Source organism: Candidatus Syntrophosphaera thermopropionivorans, from assembly GCF_004353895.1.
Lineage (GTDB): Bacteria > Cloacimonadota > Cloacimonadia > Cloacimonadales > Cloacimonadaceae > Syntrophosphaera > Syntrophosphaera thermopropionivorans.
In genome coordinates, this window is the sequence record NZ_SMOG01000001.1 from 119747 (window position 1) to 137323 (window position 17577).

18 protein-coding genes are annotated in these 17577 nt (G+C 36.9%); 3 read left to right on the top strand and 15 right to left on the bottom strand.

Features of this window, described 5'->3' with window-relative positions; translation table 11 throughout:
* The first annotated feature begins 10 nt into the window (after positions 1-10).
* Complete coding sequence (locus tag E0946_RS00505; protein ID WP_165942040.1) at positions 11-505, top strand: O-acetyl-ADP-ribose deacetylase; 495 nt, start codon at positions 11-13, stop codon at positions 503-505.
* On the opposite strand, the gene E0946_RS00510 is transcribed toward E0946_RS00505, so the two are convergent.
* From E0946_RS00510 to E0946_RS00535, 6 genes are read right to left on the bottom strand one after another with little or no spacing between them, the layout of a single operon-like run.
* Positions 488-2062 carry an asparagine synthase C-terminal domain-containing protein gene (locus E0946_RS00510; protein WP_133200510.1) on the bottom strand — a complete coding sequence of 525 codons (1575 nt, stop codon included), beginning with the start codon at positions 2060-2062 and terminating at the stop codon, positions 488-490. The two genes, E0946_RS00505 and E0946_RS00510, sit on opposite strands and share 18 nt — an antisense overlap.
* Positions 2059-3339 (bottom strand): flippase, encoded by a 1281-nt coding sequence (locus E0946_RS00515; RefSeq protein ID WP_133200511.1) that lies wholly within the window; start codon positions 3337-3339, stop codon positions 2059-2061. The genes E0946_RS00510 and E0946_RS00515 overlap by 4 nt, the downstream gene beginning before the upstream one ends.
* Before the next feature lie 31 nt (positions 3340-3370).
* A complete protein-coding gene (gene ruvB / locus E0946_RS00520) occupies positions 3371-4387 on the bottom strand; it encodes a Holliday junction branch migration DNA helicase RuvB (protein ID WP_133200512.1) in 1017 nt (338 codons plus the stop codon).
* A gap of 12 nt (positions 4388-4399) precedes the next feature.
* Positions 4400-4945 (bottom strand): hypothetical protein, encoded by a 546-nt coding sequence (locus E0946_RS00525; RefSeq protein ID WP_133200513.1) that lies wholly within the window; start codon positions 4943-4945, stop codon positions 4400-4402.
* A 14-nt stretch (positions 4946-4959) separates the two neighbouring features.
* A complete protein-coding gene (locus E0946_RS00530; RefSeq protein ID WP_133200514.1) occupies positions 4960-5676 on the bottom strand; it encodes a polyprenol monophosphomannose synthase in 717 nt (238 codons plus the stop codon).
* A complete protein-coding gene (locus tag E0946_RS00535; protein WP_133200515.1) occupies positions 5673-6428 on the bottom strand; it encodes an acyltransferase in 756 nt (251 codons plus the stop codon). Before E0946_RS00535 ends, E0946_RS00530 begins: the two co-directional genes overlap by 4 nt.
* Before the next feature lie 57 nt (positions 6429-6485).
* On the opposite strand from E0946_RS00535, the gene xerA reads away from it, so the two are divergent.
* Positions 6486-7403, top strand: coding sequence for a site-specific tyrosine recombinase/integron integrase (gene xerA, locus E0946_RS00540; RefSeq protein ID WP_207930803.1), 918 nt, complete (start codon positions 6486-6488; stop codon positions 7401-7403).
* 58 nt (positions 7404-7461) lie between these two features.
* Here xerA and E0946_RS00545 read toward each other — a convergent pair whose 3' ends face one another.
* Positions 7462-8070 carry a porin family protein gene (locus E0946_RS00545; protein WP_133200516.1) on the bottom strand — a complete coding sequence of 203 codons (609 nt, stop codon included), beginning with the start codon at positions 8068-8070 and terminating at the stop codon, positions 7462-7464.
* A 727-nt stretch (positions 8071-8797) separates the two neighbouring features.
* On the opposite strand from E0946_RS00545, the gene E0946_RS00550 reads away from it, so the two are divergent.
* Positions 8798-9898: a Nif3-like dinuclear metal center hexameric protein gene (locus tag E0946_RS00550; protein WP_133200517.1), complete on the top strand. Its 1101-nt coding sequence runs from the start codon at positions 8798-8800 to the stop codon at positions 9896-9898.
* Positions 9899-9913: 15 nt separating this feature from the next.
* Here E0946_RS00550 and E0946_RS00555 read toward each other — a convergent pair whose 3' ends face one another.
* The 8 genes from E0946_RS00555 to mnmG form a co-directional block, all read right to left on the bottom strand.
* Positions 9914-10522, bottom strand: a complete 609-nt coding sequence (locus tag E0946_RS00555; RefSeq protein ID WP_133200518.1) for a regulatory protein RecX — start codon at positions 10520-10522, stop codon at positions 9914-9916.
* The gene (gene recA / locus E0946_RS00560; protein ID WP_133200519.1) at positions 10494-11549 is read right to left on the bottom strand and encodes a recombinase RecA; all 1056 of its coding nucleotides are present in this window, start codon (positions 11547-11549) and stop codon (positions 10494-10496) included. The genes E0946_RS00555 and recA overlap by 29 nt, the downstream gene beginning before the upstream one ends.
* Positions 11550-11560: 11 nt before the next feature.
* Positions 11561-12112, bottom strand: a complete 552-nt coding sequence (gene thpR / locus E0946_RS00565; protein WP_133200520.1) for an RNA 2',3'-cyclic phosphodiesterase — start codon at positions 12110-12112, stop codon at positions 11561-11563.
* Positions 12113-12595 (bottom strand): adenosine-specific kinase, encoded by a 483-nt coding sequence (locus tag E0946_RS00570; protein ID WP_133200521.1) that lies wholly within the window; start codon positions 12593-12595, stop codon positions 12113-12115. It abuts the gene before it with no gap.
* Between the two features lie 98 nt (positions 12596-12693).
* Positions 12694-13572 carry a PhzF family phenazine biosynthesis protein gene (locus E0946_RS00575; protein WP_133200522.1) on the bottom strand — a complete coding sequence of 293 codons (879 nt, stop codon included), beginning with the start codon at positions 13570-13572 and terminating at the stop codon, positions 12694-12696.
* A 4-nt stretch (positions 13573-13576) separates the two neighbouring features.
* Positions 13577-15004: a bifunctional metallophosphatase/5'-nucleotidase gene (locus tag E0946_RS00580; protein WP_133200523.1), complete on the bottom strand. Its 1428-nt coding sequence runs from the start codon at positions 15002-15004 to the stop codon at positions 13577-13579.
* A complete protein-coding gene (gene kdsB / locus E0946_RS00585) occupies positions 14994-15731 on the bottom strand; it encodes a 3-deoxy-manno-octulosonate cytidylyltransferase (RefSeq protein ID WP_133200524.1) in 738 nt (245 codons plus the stop codon). The genes E0946_RS00580 and kdsB overlap by 11 nt, the downstream gene beginning before the upstream one ends.
* Positions 15728-17575: a tRNA uridine-5-carboxymethylaminomethyl(34) synthesis enzyme MnmG gene (mnmG, locus tag E0946_RS00590; RefSeq protein WP_133200525.1), complete on the bottom strand. Its 1848-nt coding sequence runs from the start codon at positions 17573-17575 to the stop codon at positions 15728-15730. Before mnmG ends, kdsB begins: the two co-directional genes overlap by 4 nt.
* Positions 17576-17577: the final 2 nt, after the last annotated feature.

Here is a 17577-nt window from a genome sequence, read left to right on the forward strand (position 1 = left end):
GGAAAGTTTTATGATTCATCTCATTTATGGGGATATAACTAAGTTTGAAGGTGATGCTATCGTAAATGCAGCTAATAGTTCATTGCTTGGAGGTGGTGGAGTTGATGGAGCAATCCATCGTGCTGCAGGACCAAAACTTCTGGAAGAATGCAGAACACTTGGCGGTTGCAATCCTGGTGAGGCAAAAATTACTAAAGGATATAATCTCAAAGCCAGATATGTTATCCATACTGTAGGTCCTATTTGGAGAGGAGGTAACTCTAACGAAGCAGAGACCTTAGCCTCCTGTTATCGTAGAAGTCTGGAATTAGCCAGACAATATGGTATACAATCAATAGCTTTTCCCAATATTTCCACTGGGATTTACGGTTTTCCTAAAGAACAAGCAGCCAGGATAGCAATTGATACAGTAAAAAAAGACCTTTATGAAAATGGCGAGCTGGAGGTCTATTTTTATTGTTTTGACCCAGAAAATTATCAGCTCTATTCAGAATTGCTTGCTTAAAGTTATATTATCCAGATTACCAGAGACCAGTTCTTTTATATAGATTAAAGCCTGAATAGCGTTAATTTGTGCTTTCAGAATGGGAAGCTCAGGATTAATAAATTCAGGATAATGGAGTTCAGGAACTAACAGAGATGCAATTTTAGTGTTTAAATAAGCGTCTCTATCTTTATAATCAAGAAATCTACCATAGCCAAGAGTCATAATATTACCGACGGTGATGCGAGCATATTTGTTTTTGATTCTTCGAGTAAAAGAATAGTCATGGTAAGCGGGAACAGGAATTGGTTGGTATTTTTGGAGATATTGTTTTAGTAACTGACGGTGCGTTCTCTGTGAGAAAGGTATTCTTTGCCAGAACTCCATAAACTCATTATCCCAGAGTGGGATTCTCCATTCGTAGTTGAAGAATTCGTAAACGCGGACAGAATTAACGATAAATTTTGATTCCCATTGTCTCCAAGCCCATTCATCATAGATTGATGTAGCAATCTCAGTTAGCACCGTATCGGGAATGGTAAGATAGCTACCAATTCTATCACTAAAAAGGCTGTATAATTTTTCCATGGGGTATTCCCATAAATGGTAAAATTGCCTTAGGATGGTCTGTATCAGCTCTTTTGAGGTCATTTTATCTCTATTTTCAAATATTAAAGGAAGGTACTGACCTTGAAGAGCTCCTCCAGAATGACCTGGAACAAAGATAGCATCTGAAGGGATAAGTTCCTTTTCCTTAAGAATTTTTACAGCAAGCCAATCCTGAACATGAAAACTGGAACTCAGATTTGTGCCAAAACGGAAATATTGGAGCATTTCTTCACTATGGAAAGCTTCATACCACATTGGACGTGTGTTTTCCACCATAATCCAGGGAAAATTAAGAAATTTAGCTACTTTACGGGAAGTGCTACAATCTCCGTCATAAGGTTTTCCATAAGTGAAACAGATAACATTTTTATAATCTGCTCTTTTTAGCATATAAGCTATATTACGAGAATCATAACCACCGCTTAAAGGAATAACTAAAGTGCGATTGTGAGCGCTATCAATCAAGCGTTGAATTATATGTTGGTGCATCTCATCCATTGCCTCAATTGGATTCTCTATAGGTTCAAAGAGATGCTGATAAATATAATAATCCCTTAGCTCCAATCTGGCTTCTGATTTGTGCCAGATAAGAAACTGTCCTGCTTCCAGTTGTTTTATTTCAGGGTAGAGAGTATCATTTTGACAGCAATGAGCAGTAAGCAAAAACTCGGTAAATATTAAATTATCTAATTCAGGATTATTCAGAAGTTTTTTTAGCTCAAATGCATCAGGGTCAATGAATAAATCCTTTCCCTTTTGGTAAAAGAAAAGAGGAAGAGAGCGTACTCTATCCACAGCTGCAATAAGGAAATCATTACCTTCAACTATTAATCTGAAACAGCCATTTAATTCTTTCAGAATGGAAGTATAGGTCTCAGGTTTATATTCTGACGGGAAAAAGTCTGGTGGTAAATCGTTAAAAAGTTTGTTTTGATACCAAAAATAGCCATTAAATAAATCGGTTTTCATTTAGAACTCCAGAGAAGCTTTAAATCGGATAAAGAAATACTTAATAATTCGTGCAAGGAGAACTCCTCTTTTTTTATAAAGACGATTAAGTAAAATAGTCCATAGATAAAATAAGAAATGCAGGATGCGATGGCGGCACCAGTAATTCCTTTGAGGGGAATTAACCATAAATTTAAAGCAATGTTAATTAATAAAGAGCAGGAAGTAGTGAGAAGATGTATCTGCGGTTTTCCTGTACTGAAAAAATATTGCATTGAGACTTGAGCACAGCTGGAAAAAATAGTGCCTATTAAAAGAATCTGAGTGCTTATAATTGCTCCTGCAAAAGCCTTACCATAGAAGAAGGGGATAAGTAAACTTAAGGGGATACCAATCACTGCTAATAAGCAACAAATCCAGAAGGTTAGCTTATATGTCTGAGCCATAACCTGTCTGAATTTTTGTTTTTCATCAGTATTATAAAGCTTTCCTAAAAGTGCGGTATTGATACTTGCGGGAAGTAAAAACATAAGTTCTGCCAGAGTTACTGCAATAGAATATACCCCCAGAAAACTGGTTCCCAGCATCTGTTTTATCATCAATTGGTCAACTCTAAGATGTAGATAATCACAACAAGCGGCTAAAAATATTATTCCACCATAAGAATATTCTGCTTTGAGCAAAGCTAAGTCTATCTCAGGTCTAAAACCTTCTCCTGTATGAGTTCCCAAAAATATGGCATTGATTAACATTCCCAGGACAGAAGCATAAAAATAGGTCAGAGGATTTAAGGTTCTGGTCAACCAGAGTAGGATGATAATAGCACTTTTGATAAAAAAAGCAGTGATAATGAAGCGATTGCTTTCCCTAATAAGTTCATCAGCTACGAACCACGAACGGTAGTGAGTAAAAAGCAAATTTGAGAAAATATATATTATTCCACCCAGAATATAAAGGTAGTTGTAATCACTTAGAAACCATCTGTTACTTCGTAGGACTAAGAGAACAGAACTGATAGCTACTGCAAATAGGATTAATAATGTTACATTTACATTATATAGGTGAGTGGGATTAATTTTTTTTCTTTTTTTAAAGTAGATAACGGCGTTGTTTAAACCGAAGTGACCGAAATTACCCAGTATAGTGAAAATCAATATGGCATAAGCCACATATCCCATTCCCTGAGGTCCCAGGACACGGGAAGCAATAATACTGGTGGCAGCACCTATGATTAGATGAAGAATCTGATTGACCAGGTTACTGGTGATATTTGCTTTATAACCTTTTCTGGGAATCATCTACAATAATCTGAAGGTGAGGTAAAAATTATTAGAAGATTTCTGTCTGAGGATTTGAAGGGATTATGCCCAGATGTTGATAAGCTTTATAAGTTGCTTTTCTACCTTGAGGGGTTCGTTCCAGGAAGCCTTGCTGAACCAGATAAGGTTCAAAAATCTCTTCAATTGTTCCGGGATCTTCTCCTACAGCTGTAGCTAAAGTTTTAATACCTACGGGTCCACCTCTATAATATTCAATTATAGTAGAAAGCAATCTTTTATCCATTTCATCCAATCCTTCATTATCAACCTGTAGCATCTCCAATGCTTGTAACGCTATATCCCGAGTAATAACTCCATTTCCCATAATCTGAGCAAAATCACGCACTCTTCTCAATAACCTATTTGCAATACGTGGTGTTCCTCTACTACGATGAGCAAGTTCAGCAATTCCTTCATCTTCTGCTGGAATTCCTAAGATATTAGCAGACCGTCGGATAATCTGATTAATTGAATCAAGGTCATAATAATCCAGACGAAGAATGATGCCAAACCGATCTCTTAAAGGTGGAGTCAGCAATCCTGCACGAGTTGTCGCTCCAATAAGAGTGAAAGGTTCTATACTGATACGCAGAGTTCTTGCACTGGGACCATTATCCAGGATAATTTCCATCTGGAAATCTTCCATTGCAGGATAGATATATTCTTCTATGATATGACTGAGGCGGTGAATTTCATCAATAAAGAGCACCTCATGCCGTTGTAAATTAGTGAGAATTCCAGCTAAATCACTTGGTTTTTCCATCACAGGACCACTACTTACGGTAATATTAACTCCCAATTCATTAGCAATAATTCCTGCTAAGGTGGTCTTTCCTAAACCAGGAGGACCATAGAGAAGAATATGGTCTAAAGATTCTTTCCTCAATTTTGCAGCTTTTATAGAGATATCCAGAAGCTGCTTTATATGTGTTTGTCCGATAAATTCATTTAGAGTACGAGGACGAAGAGCACGATCAAATTCTTTATCTTCAGGTCGCTCAAAAGGTGTGTTAATGCGTTCTAACATTAGTTAGTTCCGTCAATGACAGTGCGGGCAGTTACTACAGCTGCTGTTATTTTCTTTTGGCTTATCGGAGCTATTATCAGTTTTAGGTATTATTTTCTCGGATTTTACTTCTTTGTAGGGGGGAATAATCTGAGGAGTGTCTAATAGCATAATAGTGGCTGTTCCTTCAGGAATATAGACATCCCATTCTACCTTTTGTCCCGTTTCTTTGTGTGTTAGTTCCAGGTGAAGAGTCTCTCCAGCATGCCATTGACTGGGAAAATTACCTAAATTGACACGACTAACCACCATAAAGGGAACTTTCTTCCCATCTCCAACCTGTGTGATTGCCAGATGATGATAGGTATGTGTTTCAGTGCTCAATATCTCATCAGGTCTTTCCCAAATCCAGGCTCTAAATAGATATTCTGGGGAAGTTTGGTCCTTATACCAAGTTATAAAAGGATTTGTCCCATCCTCTAAAACCAGTTTTTGCACATAAACTCTCGGAATAGTCGGTTGAGCAAAAAGGGACAGTAAGGCTATCATTAATAATGTAGTTATCCATACTTTTTTCATAATAAACCTCAAAGCTATTTAATTTTTCCTAAAAGCTTCATTATTTGTAGGCGCCATACCATCCAGGCTGCTTCCCAGACAATCTGACGACTCATCTTGGAAACTCCATCTCTCCTTTCCGTAAATACTATAGGGATTTCATAGATAGTAAAGCCTTTAACCCAGGCTCGGAAATTCATTTCAATCTGGAAAGCATAACCATCGGAAAGGATGCTATCTAAATCTATTGCTTCCAAAACCCTTCGGCGAAAACATTTAAAGCCACTGGTCGGGTCTTTGATAGGCATACCTGTAATTATACGCACATATTTGGAAGCAAAATAGCTGATAAGTAAACGCCGGAAGGGCCAGTTGATTATGTTCACTCCTTGACAATAGCGTGAGCCAATTACCACATCATATTTCTTTGCTGCTTCCAATAAACGAGGTATGTCCGCTGGATTATGAGAAAAATCAGCATCCATCTCCAGGACATAATCATAGTCGTTATTTAAAGCATATTTAAAACCTTGAACATAAGCAGAACCCAAACCCATCTTTTTGGGACGTTCTATTAGATTGATATGTGGCTCATTTTCCATCATTTCTTTCACTGCTTTAGCTGTTCCATCGGGAGAATTATCATCTATAACTAAAATATAAAGGTCAGGTGATTGAGATAGCGAAGCAGTAATAATATTTTTTATATTAGCTATTTCGTTGTAGGTTGGTATAATTAGTAAAGCTTTCACGATTTATCCAGATTATTCTTTAAAAGTTGAGCTTCAGGTACATCGCGTAAAATACGAGCAGGACTTCCCAGAACCACTTTTCCTGCAGGAACATTATGAGTTACTACTGAGCCAGCAGCAACACAAGCATCTTCTTCTATAATGATACCGGGTAGAATGGTAGCATGAACACCGATACGTGCTCCGCGTTTCATAGTAACCCCTTTAAAATGCTGGAATCGTTCTGGATCTCTTGCCATATAATTATCATTACTTGTTGCAACACAGGGTCCAACAAAACAGTAATCCTCAATTTCTGAATAAGCAGTTATATAGCAATTGGTTTCCAATTTATTGCGGGAACCGATTTGAACATAGTTTTCAATAGTTACATTCCGTCCAATAATATTTAAATCTCCAATCTTTACATTTTCCCGGATAGTTGCCAGATCAGCTATCATATTGGATTCTCCTATTTCACACTGAGCATATATAATTACATTTGCTCCTATCTGGGAATTAGCTCCAATAATCGCAGGTTTCAATTCTTGAGTGGTTTTAAAAATGCTACGAAGTGAAGTAAGTGGTTTTTTTCCTATTACCGTATTATCATCAATTCTTACATTATCTCCAATATAAGTACCAGGATGAATAACAACATTATTTCCAATCTGACAATAATTACCGATTACAGCATCATCCATAATTATAGTATTACCACCCACTTTAATTTCTTTTCCCAATCTGGCACTATCTGCGATATAATGATTCATCATCACTCCTTCTACTAAAACTAAATTTTTCTCGACAAACAAACAGGCAAGTAAAAAATGCATATTAGGGATAAACTTATGACTCCAGAACAAGAACTATATCAACAATATATACGCGGTGAAGGGAAATCACCATGCACTATTACTGCCTATATGAAGGATTTGAGTCAATTTTATAATTTTGTGGAAAGATATTTTGAAGATGGTAATATCCAGCTTGAACAAATCTCTCCACAAATGATTCGGGACTGGTTTCTTCATCTTCATAAACATCAAGTTAGCAATCGCAGTCTGGCAAGAAAAGCAGCTGCTTTACAGAGCTTTTTCTCCTGGTTAAAACTTACCAATCGCATTTCCAAAAATCCTATGGATAAAATTAAAAGACCTAAGTTTGAAAAGGGTCTACCACACTATTTTACGGAAGAAGAAATGCTTACTTTGCTAAATCTGCCTGATCAATCCAGCATCTTTGGTGTGAGAAATCGTGCTATTCTGGAGTTGCTCTATTCTTCTGGACTTCGGATCTCTGAACTGGCAGATTTAGAGCTAAATGACATTGACTTGAAACGAGCTCTGGTGCGTGTTAAAGGTAAAGGTAATAAAGAAAGAATCGTACCTATAGGAAAGCCAGCAATAGAAGCAATAGAAGCATATCTTCCTGTGAGAGACAAGTTAAAGCAAGAATATAGTTCCCATAAACTTTTTCTCACCAAAAGTGGCAAAGATTTTGACCACAGACAATTATTCAAAATTTTACACCATTATTTCCAAATAATTGCACGACAAAAAGGTTATTCTCCACACACTATTAGACATAGCTTTGCCACCCATCTCCTTTCCCGCGGAGCTGACCTTCGTGCTCTTCAAGAAATGCTCGGACATTCCAATCTTGAAACAACCGCTATTTATACTCACCTAACCCTGGATGACATTAAAAAAGCCTATCTTAAAGGTCATCCCCGCGGAAAAGAATGAATCTGTTATTATTTACATTTTAGGATATAATTGGAGAATACACTCCTTCTACTTATTTCTAAAACATCACACCTAAGCTTATCATCAGACCATTATTAGTGGTAGTGATATCCTCATTATCATCATCATAAATATCTGCTAAACCGAGAGAATATCTGGCTCCGATAAGAAACTGATTTAAAAAAGTAATGTCCAAGCCAAAGTCAACTCCATAATCCAATAATATAGGGTCATTTGGGAAATCTGCCTCTTCCTCATTTACCAGATACTGAGTAACGATTGCATATCCTATTCTTGGAGCTACTGCTGGTTGAATATGAACATCACTGATATTGATATCAAATTTCAATGCAAGAGGCAATTCAATATAGTCCATATTAACTTTGGTTTTGATATCTTCAAATAACGGGATTTCAATGGTTCTCTCATATCCCCTTTGAGAATAAAGTAGAGAGGGTTCAATAATGAAATATTTACCTAAAGGATATTGCATAAAAAGTCCACCATGATAACCGTAACGGTCATCAGTTTTAGCTTCATCACTATCATCATCAGTAATTTTTACATTTGTTACATTCAATCCTCCACGAAAACCAAAATATGGTTGAGCAAAGGATAATCCAATAGAGACAAGTAAGAGTACTGCAAGTATTATTGACTTTTTCATTTTTCTCTCCTTTAAATATTTCTTTATATATTTAAATTAATGTATTTATGAGATTAGACAAGTATAATTTTAAATTTAGTTTATTTTACTTATTTACTTATAGCAGTTCAAATAGTTTTATAGAATGAAAAATATTAGTGTTAAGGGACAGAATATCCTTGTATCGCAAAGCAGTAAAGCTTTTCCAGTGTTACCGATGATAATTTCTATAACTTAAAAATATAAAGAGACAAAAAGCTTCTGCAAAGCTCAGAAGGTGAAGACATCTTCTCCTTCATTACACGAATTTACATTGCATATTATAATTATAAATTTCAATAAGTTACGAGTTCTTTCTTAGCTCTCTCTTAGCTCTTGCTTACCTTTTTACTAAAGAAATCGTCAAGAGGAGGCTAAGTAACAAAAAGTTAACCAATTAAGGTAATTCAAATGATGATAAAAGAGATATTTATCTGGATGATAGATAAGCAATTCAGAGAAAAATAGAATTCTGCACGCATTTAAAGTGCAGGCTAAAAAAGATTGATTTATCAAAAAAGAAAAGAAATAATGCCTATAAACTTAGAGACCGCTCTCTTTATCCTTTATAAGATACATCTTTATAACAAACCACAGAATCTATTGCTTAAATTCTATATTTTCTTTATTGGTCTGGAAAGATATTGGACTTGACTAAATGAAGATATGCATAATTAGAATAAAATATAAGATGTAAGGAGATAAGAGAATGATTATAGAGGAATTACTTCAGCGTTTAAATGAATTTGCTCCTTTTTCTCAGGCTTATGAATGGGATAATATAGGTTTATTAGTTGGAGATTCTAAAAGGGAAGTAACAAAAGTCCTTATTACTCTGGATGTAACTTTTAAGGCAATGCAAAAAGCTCTGGAATTAGGAGCAAATATAATTCTGGCTCATCATCCAGTGATATTTCATTCTTTAAAGCATATAACCGACCCGCTTTTATTATCCCTGGTAGAGAACCAAATAAATGTAATTTCAATGCATACCAATCTTGATGTTGCACCTCAAGGAACTAATTATGCTCTGGCTACAGTTTTGGGTTTGGAAAATCTGGAATCTTTATCCTCTGAACAAGGCGAAAAATGGTTTCATCTTTCAGTTACCGTTCCTGCAGGTTATACTGAAAATGTAGCAGATGCGGTCTTTAAAGCCGGTGGAGGAAGGGTTGGCAATTATATTTATTGTTCCACTCGTCATCCAATTAAAGGGACTTTTAAACCATTAGAAGGAGCCAGACCTTTTATATCGTCAAAAGAGGACGATAAATTTACGCAAGTAGCAGAAGAAGAACTGGAGTTTATGGTACAGGAATCCAGGCTATTTGATGTTGTTTCTGCAATTAAAATCTCTCATCCTTATGAGACGCCTTTGCTGTATTATTTCCCAGTAACAACCCCTCAACCTCTTTTTGGCTTGGGGATGACAGGAATTCTACCAGAACCTTTAACACTTAGTGCAATACTATCCTGGATAAAAGATAAACTTGGATGTCCCAATCCTAAACTATGGACAGCAGGATTACCCTTATCCACTTCAATTCAAAAAATAGCAGTTTGTGGAGGTAGTGGAAGTTCTTTGATTAGGTTAGCTGAACAATCTGCCGAACTCTATATAACCGGTGATGTAGGCTATCATAATTTGATGGAAGCAAAAATTCCTATTGTGGATGCGGGTCATTTTTACACTGAATATCCGGTTCTGGAAGTATTGAAAGGACAGCTCATTAATTGGAATCTGGAAAGTTATGTGCTTTCCAGAGAGGAATGTGAATACTGGCAGAATACTCATTCCTATCATAATTAAATAAAGAGACTATATTTAAGAAAGATTTTCTATAGCATCTCGTATATCGTCTGGGTCAAAACCTTTACGAAAGAGATATCCAAAAGCTCTTTCTTTCAGTTTTTCAGGTGGTAAATTTGAATGAGTAGAATAGTATTTTTTCAATAATTCTTCCAGATTACTGGCTTTTTCTTCTTCAGTATAAAGTTCTTCCAACAGAGGTTTCCAGACATTTATGGGTATATGGTTTGCAGAAAGTTTAGCCGTAATAGCTCGTTTACTGGCTTTTCTTTTTATATAGGAAGAGATTAAAAGTTCGGCAAAACGCTGGTCATTAAGATAGTTTAACTCCAAACAACGGTGGATAGCATCCTGAACTATTTCTGAACAAAATCCCTTTCTCTGCAGATAAAGAACGCATTGGTATTGACTATGTTCTTCTTTAGCTAAGTATTTTACTAAAAGATTAAAGGCATAATCCTCAAGCATCTTAATGATTTGATTTGCTTCACTCTCGCTTATTTCTCCCTCATAATCAGAAGGATAGAGAGAGGATATCTGCTTAATGGGTAAGATTCCCCTAGATAAATCTTCTAATTCTATGGTGGCAAGATATTTATTCTTGGATGATATCCTCAGTTTCATCTGTTGTAGGAGATTCAAACATCTTTTCAGGTTTTACATTCTGTTTCACCAAATTAGATATTTCTTCTAACAAAGCAGGGTTTTCATTAAGATATTGCCTGGTCTTTTCAATACCCTGTCCCAGTTTTAAATCACCATAGGATAGCCAGGAACCACTTTTCTTAATGATTCCAAGGTCTATTGCCATATCCATTATAATGTCAGTATTGGAGATGCCTTTTCCAAAGATAATAGGAAATTCCACTGTTTTAAAAGGTGGGGCAAGTTTATTTTTAACGATTTTAACCCGGGTCTTAGCACCGATAACTTCTGCATCCGGTCCACTTGATTTTATCGCTCCCGCAAAGCGTACTTCCATCCGAACAGAAGCATAAAATTTGAGTGCTACACCTCCGGAAGTAGTTTCTGGATTCATAAAAGCAGCGGTGCCAATTTTCATTCTGGTTTGATTGATAAAGACTACAGCAGTATTGGATTTGGACACGATAGAGGTAAGTTTTCTTAGAGCCTGACTCATAAGTCTTGCTTGCAAACCTACATGACTATCACCCATATCTCCTTCAATTTCTGCTTTAGGAACCAGAGCGGCAACAGAATCAATTATAACCAAATCTATGGCAGAGCTACGAACCAAAGTTTCGCATATTTCCAGGGCTTGTTCACCTCCATCAGGTTGAGAAAGTAATAGGTCTTCCACTTGGACACCTAAATTTTTGGCATAAGCAGTATCTAAAGCATGTTCTGCATCAATAAAAGCGACGATTCCACCAAGTTTTTGTGCTTCTGCCGCAATATGCAAAGCAAGTGTAGTCTTACCACTGGCTTCAGGACCGTAAATTTCAGTTATGCGTCCACGTGGAATACCTCCAATTCCCAGAGCTATATCCAGATTAAAAGCGCCAGTTGGAATAACATCCACTTGTTGCAGGGGCTGATCTCCCAAACGCATAAGAGTGCCCACACCATATTTCTTTTCCAGTTGTGATATGGCAGTCTTTAAAGCCACTTCTTTGTTTTTATCCTGCATAATATCTTCCTTTAAGATAAATTATATTGGTCTAAAATTTGATAAACTGGACCTTCCGGTTTTAAGATGCTACGATAGAGAGTGATTGTATCATAGCTAAAGAAATCCTTATCTACCTTACTTTCCAGGATTTCTCTTTCTTTGCTAACGGGAAGTTTAGTTTTAATACGTCCCAGTGTGATATGAAGTTTTAACGGTTTTATATCAGGTTCAAAACCTGCTTTACGAATCTCTTTAAGTAGAGATTTATGCCACTGGAATAAAGAATCATCCTGTTCTAAAAGGGTAGCCCAGACAAGTCTTGGTTCCTTATAGGGAAATAGTTCCAGACCTTGAAGGGAAAGATTGAAAGGAGCAGCTATTTCTGTTGCTTGTTCCAGAATACCAGATAATTCATTAATTCTGGTGCTATCTACATCTCCCAGAAAAAGTAGAGTTAAGTGCAAGTTCTGTTCTTTTACCCAATTTACACCCTGAGTAGATTTAAAAGTATTGAGCTTCTCTTTTAGGTTTAGAAAGACAGTTTTAGGAGGTTCCAGGGCAATAAAGGTGCGATAATTCATTTAGCGTTTATATCCCAGGTTCCGGAGAAATCTTTTTCTATGCGTAATATCTGTATCCAGTTCAATACCTTTAGGTGAATTTCCATCAATTACACCCAGAATACCATTTCCCTGTTCTGTTTTAGCCAGAATTACCTGTACCGGATTAGCTGTTGCACAAAAGATATTTACCACTTCAGGACAATTCTTGATAGCGTTGAGTACATTGATAGGGAAAGCATTCTGCATAACTATGAGAAATGAATGACCTGCTCCCAGACGATGCATATTTTCTATGGCACATTCCATCAATTCATTGTCAGTTCCCTCTTTACGAATAAGACAGGGTCCGGAAGCTTCGCAAAAAGCTAAACCAAACTTGATGCCTGGAACGCTGTTGACCATAATTTCGTAAAGGTCTTCCACGCTTTTAATAAAATGACTCTGTCCCAGAATGATATTGGCATCAGATGGGAATTTAAGCTCTTCAATTATAATTTCCATTCAGATGACCTCTAAGTTTTATTTATTTCTAAGCATTAAATTATTAAGACTTTGTCAAGGAAAAGTTTTTGTAGTTAAAATGGTTTTCTCAGAGCCTTTCATTCTCTCCAGCCAGAATTCAAATTACCATAAAAGCAGGTATAAGTAGTTCCACGCACAAGGAGGTAAGATGATAGCACTTTTACTTCCATTGATCCACCCCGAGAAGAGATCTGACGCACAGCTAACATTTTTTTATTCAATCTTTTTGACCAAAAAGGTGCAAGATAAGTTTGTGCAGAACCAGTGACAGGATCTTCATTAATACCTTCCCAGGGAGCAAAATAACGGCAGACATAGCCATTTTCATCTAAAGCAGACACTGCGATACCAGTAAAAGGCAAATCCTTGAAACAAAGCAAAGTGAGGAAATCTGGCTTAAGTGATTTAATCTTTTTTGCATTGTCGTAGATAAGGATAAGATTATGACTTTCAGGAGCAAGATAACTTTCTGCTGGCTTAGTTTTCCCTAAGGCTTTCAGAACTTTTTCCTCTGTAATGAAAGGGATTATTTCCTCAAGTGGTAAGGTTAGCTGGATTAAATGGTTATATTTTTCTGTCTCAATCATACCATTACTGGTTATGAAACTAAACTTATCTTTCTCTGGGTAAAGGTGAGAAAAAATTACTGAGGCTGTTGCCAAAGTTGCATGACCACAGAGAGAAATTTCCTGGGTGGGGGAAAACCATCTGATTTGAGCTAAATCAGGACTTTTCAAGCAAAAGAAAGCGGTTTCAGAAAGATTAAACTCTTTTGCCAGTTTTTGCATTTTTTTATCTGAGGGGAAATCGGATAGAGCTACAATTGCCGCTGGATTTCCTTCATAGAAACTTCTGGAAAAGGCATTAATTATCCATAGCGGGTCATATTTACCGATAGAGATTGCTTCTTCCTCGGTTAAGTTTTCCTTCTTATTGATATTTTTGGTTGTTTCCATTTTTTTAATCCCAATCTTTTTCGTTTATGGGCGAAAATTGAAGTTGAACCTGATGAATGATAGCATCTAAGAAAGGTTCTCCGGTATCATAGATATCAAAAGGCTTAAAACCGAGGTATTTATCCCACTGTCCAGCAATATAATCATGTGAGATTATCCGGTAGATTTTATCTGTTTCAATTGAATCCAGCCTGGTATATTCACAAATATCAAAGGGTTTTTCCTGTGAATGAAGTTCATTTAACTGGAAGAAAGTTAATAAATCCTTACCATAGCAAGAGAAGACTACCACCGTATTATTAAAAGGTAGCAATTCATTCAAATCACGAAGTGTTACCGGTCCAGCAGGAATTACTTTTCTTAAGCCTCCATTGTTGATGATAGCCATATCGGGATGATAAATTCTTTCATATTCAGTCTTTAAGGCACTGGCTATCCAGCGAGAAAGGGTAGTGGATTGATATTTATCCGGAATCCAATCTTCTGGAATAAAACCAATTACCTTAGACATCTCTTCTTCTATTTTCACAGTCTTTTCCTGGATATATTTTGCCAGAGGTGTATCAAATTCCTTTACTGGTATTTCCAGAGGAATAAGCTGATTTTTAAGTGAGGTTATTTTGTCATCTTCAACTTCCAGTTCAGCTAAACCCAGATAATTTAGATGAGAACCACTATAGAGCAGATACTTACCGTTTATAAAGTGGGGCTTTTCTGCTCTTATATGGTCGTGTCCTCCAATAATGAGGTCAACTCTTTTATCCAGATTAACGGCAAGCAAGCTATCTGCTTCAAAACCTTGGTGAGTTAGGACAATAATTAAATCAGTCTTTTTATCAACTTCTTCCAGATATTTATTGATAGCCTCAATAGGTGGAAGGATGGTTACACTACTAACATTTTCGGCTTTGACTTTTTCAGGCAATTTTTCCAGAGTGATGCCAAAGATTCCGACTTTTATATTATTTCTCTCCAGAATAGCATAGGGTATTCCGGAAACACTCTGTCTTGTAGTTTTATCTATTAAATTCGTGCAGACAAAGGGATAATTAGCTTTTTTTGCCAGGTCTCTGGTGTTAGTATAGGAAAAGTCAAATTCATGATTTCCAAACACACTGGCATCAAGTGCGAGCTGGTTGAAGACTTCAATAACTGCTCCACCATAAATTCCATCTTCTACCAGCGAGGAGAAGATAGTACCGGTTTGTTGGTCTCCCGTATCTACATAAATGCTATTCTTACTCTCCGTTCTTTTTTGATTTAATACTTCTTCCAGAACCAGATAGCCACCCATAAGAGTTCCTCGTTCTTTATCCAATTGAGCTTCATAAACACCATGAGTATCTCCTGTGTAAAAGACAGAAAAGGGAGTAGAATAGATACAACTAATTGTCAGGGACAGGATTACAATACAAATTCTCTTAAACTTCATAGTTCATCTCTTTTAATAAAATTTCCAGATTAAGTAAATCCTCTAAAGTATCCACTCCCATACCATTATATTCTGTAGTGACCATCCGGATAGGGATTCCGTTTTCCAGTGCTCTTAATTGTTCAAGTTTTTCCACCTGTTCCAGTTTTCCTGCAGGTAGTCTCACTAATTGCATCAAGGTTTGACGACGATATGCATAAACTCCAATATGTTGAAAGTAATCTTCAAAATGGATGTTATCACGATTGAATGGTATGGCAGAACGAGAAAAATAGAGAGCGTTAGAAGCATTATCTACTACCACTTTAACCAGATTAGGATTAGAAAGTTGTTTTAAATCTTTAATTTTAGTCATCAGTGAGGCTATTTGGATGGAAGAATTCTCAAAAACATGAAGTAAAGGGGCAAGAGCTTTTTGATTAATTAAAGGTTCATCACCTTGCACATTAACTACAATATCGCAATCAAGCGTTTCTGCTACTTCAGCAATACGGTCAGTTCCACTTGGATGTTCTTTTCTGGTGAGAATAGCTATAGCACCAAAATTCTCTGCAGCTTCTTTAATCTGTATAGAATCAGTAGCGACTATTACCTGATCAAAAAGATTGGCATTAATTACTGCTTCCCAGACCCATTGAATAAGAGGTTTAGAAAGAAGTTTTGCCAGAGCTTTCCCGGGAAAACGGGTGCTATCATAGCGAGCAGGAATTATTGCTACTGCTTTCATTCAGCTTTTCTCTCAATTTTTTGTTGTTTCTTTAGCCAGAGCAAAAGAGCAGCGGTATCAGAATAGTTAACTCCTGGAATACGCATTGCTTGAGCAAGGTTATGAGGGCGGATTTTCATTAGTTTTTCACGAGCTTCCCAGGCAAGTGCATTGATAGAATAATAATCTATATCATTAGAGAGGAAGATATTTTCAGAAGCACGGAAGCGTTGCATTTCTTCTTCTGCGCGTTGCAGATAGCCTTCATATTTTAATTCCAATTCGCAGCGGCGAAGAATATCTGGAGTTACTTCTGGAGATGGTTTATAACCGTAAAGTTTGAGCTTTTCTATATTGATATCTGGTCTTTTTAAAAGGACAGCAAATTTTTGTGGTTCTTTCAGGTCAGGATGATTGATGCTCTTCTCGGTTTTCAACCTTTCCATTTCCCGTTCTTTCAATTCCATAGTATGTTTAAATTTTTGCCAGCGAACATCTGAGACCAATCCTAATTGATAACCCAGAGGCATTAATCGTTCATCACAATTATCCTGACGAAGGAGCAAACGGTATTCAGCGCGGGAAGTAAACATACGATAGGGTTCATTAGTTCCACAGGTAACCAGGTCATCTATAAGGACACCAATATATGCTTGAGTGCGACTGAGGATGATGGGTTCTTTGCCTTCCAGAGCAAGAGTAGCATTAATTCCAGCCATAATGCCTTGAGCAGCAGCTTCTTCATAACCAGATGTGCCATTAATTTGACCGGCTAACCACAGACCTTTGATTTTTCTGCATTCCAGCGAAGGAAGAATTTCTTCTGGGTTAATATAATCATATTCAATAGCATAGGCATATCGCATTATTTGAGCATTTTCCAGACCTGGAATGCTATGTAGCAATTTTTCTTGAATATCAGGAGGCAAAGAAGTAGAAAGTCCATTCACATAACCTTCACAGGTGTCCAATCCTTCGGGTTCAATAAAGATATGATGGCTTTCGCGCTGGGGGAATTTCACTATTTTATCTTCAATGGAAGGACAGTAACGAGGTCCAATACCTTTTATGATGCCTCCATAGAGAGAGGATTTCTGCAGATTTTGTTTGATAATATTATGTGTTTCAGTGGTAGTATGGGTGATATAACAGCTAACTTTATTAGAAAGTTCTACTTCCCGATACTGAGAAAAACCCATTGGTTCAGGGTCTCCTGGTTGTTCTTCTAAAAGATTATAGTTCAGGGTTCTCATATCAATTCGGGGAGGAGTGCCAGTTTTGAAACGACCAAGTTTCAATCCATACTTTAGTAAGCTGTTAGAAAGAGCTTCTGAAGCAGGTTCTCCACTACGTCCACCAGGGAAAGAGATATTTCCCATATGGATGAGTCCATTGAGAAAAGTTCCAGTCGCAAGGATTACTTGAGGAGCAAAATATTCCATTCCTTGCAAGATTCTAACACCCTGAATACTTCCTTTTTCTACCAAAAGTTCAGAAACACTTGCTTCTATCAAGCTGAGATTATCCTGTTCTTCTAAGTGCTGTCGCATTAATAATGAATAGAGCAGCCTATCATTTTGAGCGCGAGGAGCCCAGACAGCTGGACCCTTACTTCGGTTTAGCATACGAAAATGAATGCCGGAAAGGTCTGCTACATAACCAAGTTCTCCACCCAGAGCATCAATTTCCTTAGCAAGATGTCCTTTAGCAGGACCTCCAATGGAAGGATTGCAACTCATTCTGCCTATAGTTTCCAGTTTCAGGACAAAAAGTGCTGTTTTAGCACCTCTTCGGGCAGAAGCCAGAGCTGCTTCAATACCTGAATGACCTCCTCCTACAACGATTACATCAAAGTCACGGGTCATAT

Bases quoted from the DNA above. Each gene is read 5' to 3' on its own strand.
- E0946_RS00510 (WP_133200510.1), bottom strand. From the start codon at position 2,062: ATGAAAACCGATTTATTTAATGGCTATTTTTGGTATCAAAACAAACTT.
- recA (WP_133200519.1), bottom strand. From the start codon at position 11,549: ATGCAGGATAAAAACAAAGAAGTGGCTTTAAAGACTGCCATATCACAA.
- mnmG (WP_133200525.1), bottom strand. From the start codon at position 17,575: ATGACCCGTGACTTTGATGTAATCGTTGTAGGAGGAGGTCATTCAGGT.
- ruvB (WP_133200512.1), bottom strand. From the start codon at position 4,387: ATGTTAGAACGCATTAACACACCTTTTGAGCGACCTGAAGATAAAGAA.
- E0946_RS00570 (WP_133200521.1), bottom strand. From the start codon at position 12,595: ATGGAAATTATAATTGAAGAGCTTAAATTCCCATCTGATGCCAATATC.
- thpR (WP_133200520.1), bottom strand. From the start codon at position 12,112: ATGAATTATCGCACCTTTATTGCCCTGGAACCTCCTAAAACTGTCTTT.
- E0946_RS00525 (WP_133200513.1), bottom strand. From the start codon at position 4,945: ATGAAAAAAGTATGGATAACTACATTATTAATGATAGCCTTACTGTCC.
- E0946_RS00580 (WP_133200523.1), bottom strand. From the start codon at position 15,004: ATGAAGTTTAAGAGAATTTGTATTGTAATCCTGTCCCTGACAATTAGT.
- E0946_RS00550 (WP_133200517.1), top strand. From the start codon at position 8,798: ATGATTATAGAGGAATTACTTCAGCGTTTAAATGAATTTGCTCCTTTT.
- E0946_RS00575 (WP_133200522.1), bottom strand. From the start codon at position 13,572: ATGGAAACAACCAAAAATATCAATAAGAAGGAAAACTTAACCGAGGAA.
- E0946_RS00535 (WP_133200515.1), bottom strand. From the start codon at position 6,428: ATGAATCATTATATCGCAGATAGTGCCAGATTGGGAAAAGAAATTAAA.
- E0946_RS00515 (WP_133200511.1), bottom strand. From the start codon at position 3,339: ATGATTCCCAGAAAAGGTTATAAAGCAAATATCACCAGTAACCTGGTC.
- xerA (WP_207930803.1), top strand. From the start codon at position 6,486: ATGCATATTAGGGATAAACTTATGACTCCAGAACAAGAACTATATCAA.
- kdsB (WP_133200524.1), bottom strand. From the start codon at position 15,731: ATGAAAGCAGTAGCAATAATTCCTGCTCGCTATGATAGCACCCGTTTT.
- E0946_RS00545 (WP_133200516.1), bottom strand. From the start codon at position 8,070: ATGAAAAAGTCAATAATACTTGCAGTACTCTTACTTGTCTCTATTGGA.
- E0946_RS00505 (WP_165942040.1), top strand. From the start codon at position 11: ATGATTCATCTCATTTATGGGGATATAACTAAGTTTGAAGGTGATGCT.
- E0946_RS00555 (WP_133200518.1), bottom strand. From the start codon at position 10,522: ATGAAACTGAGGATATCATCCAAGAATAAATATCTTGCCACCATAGAA.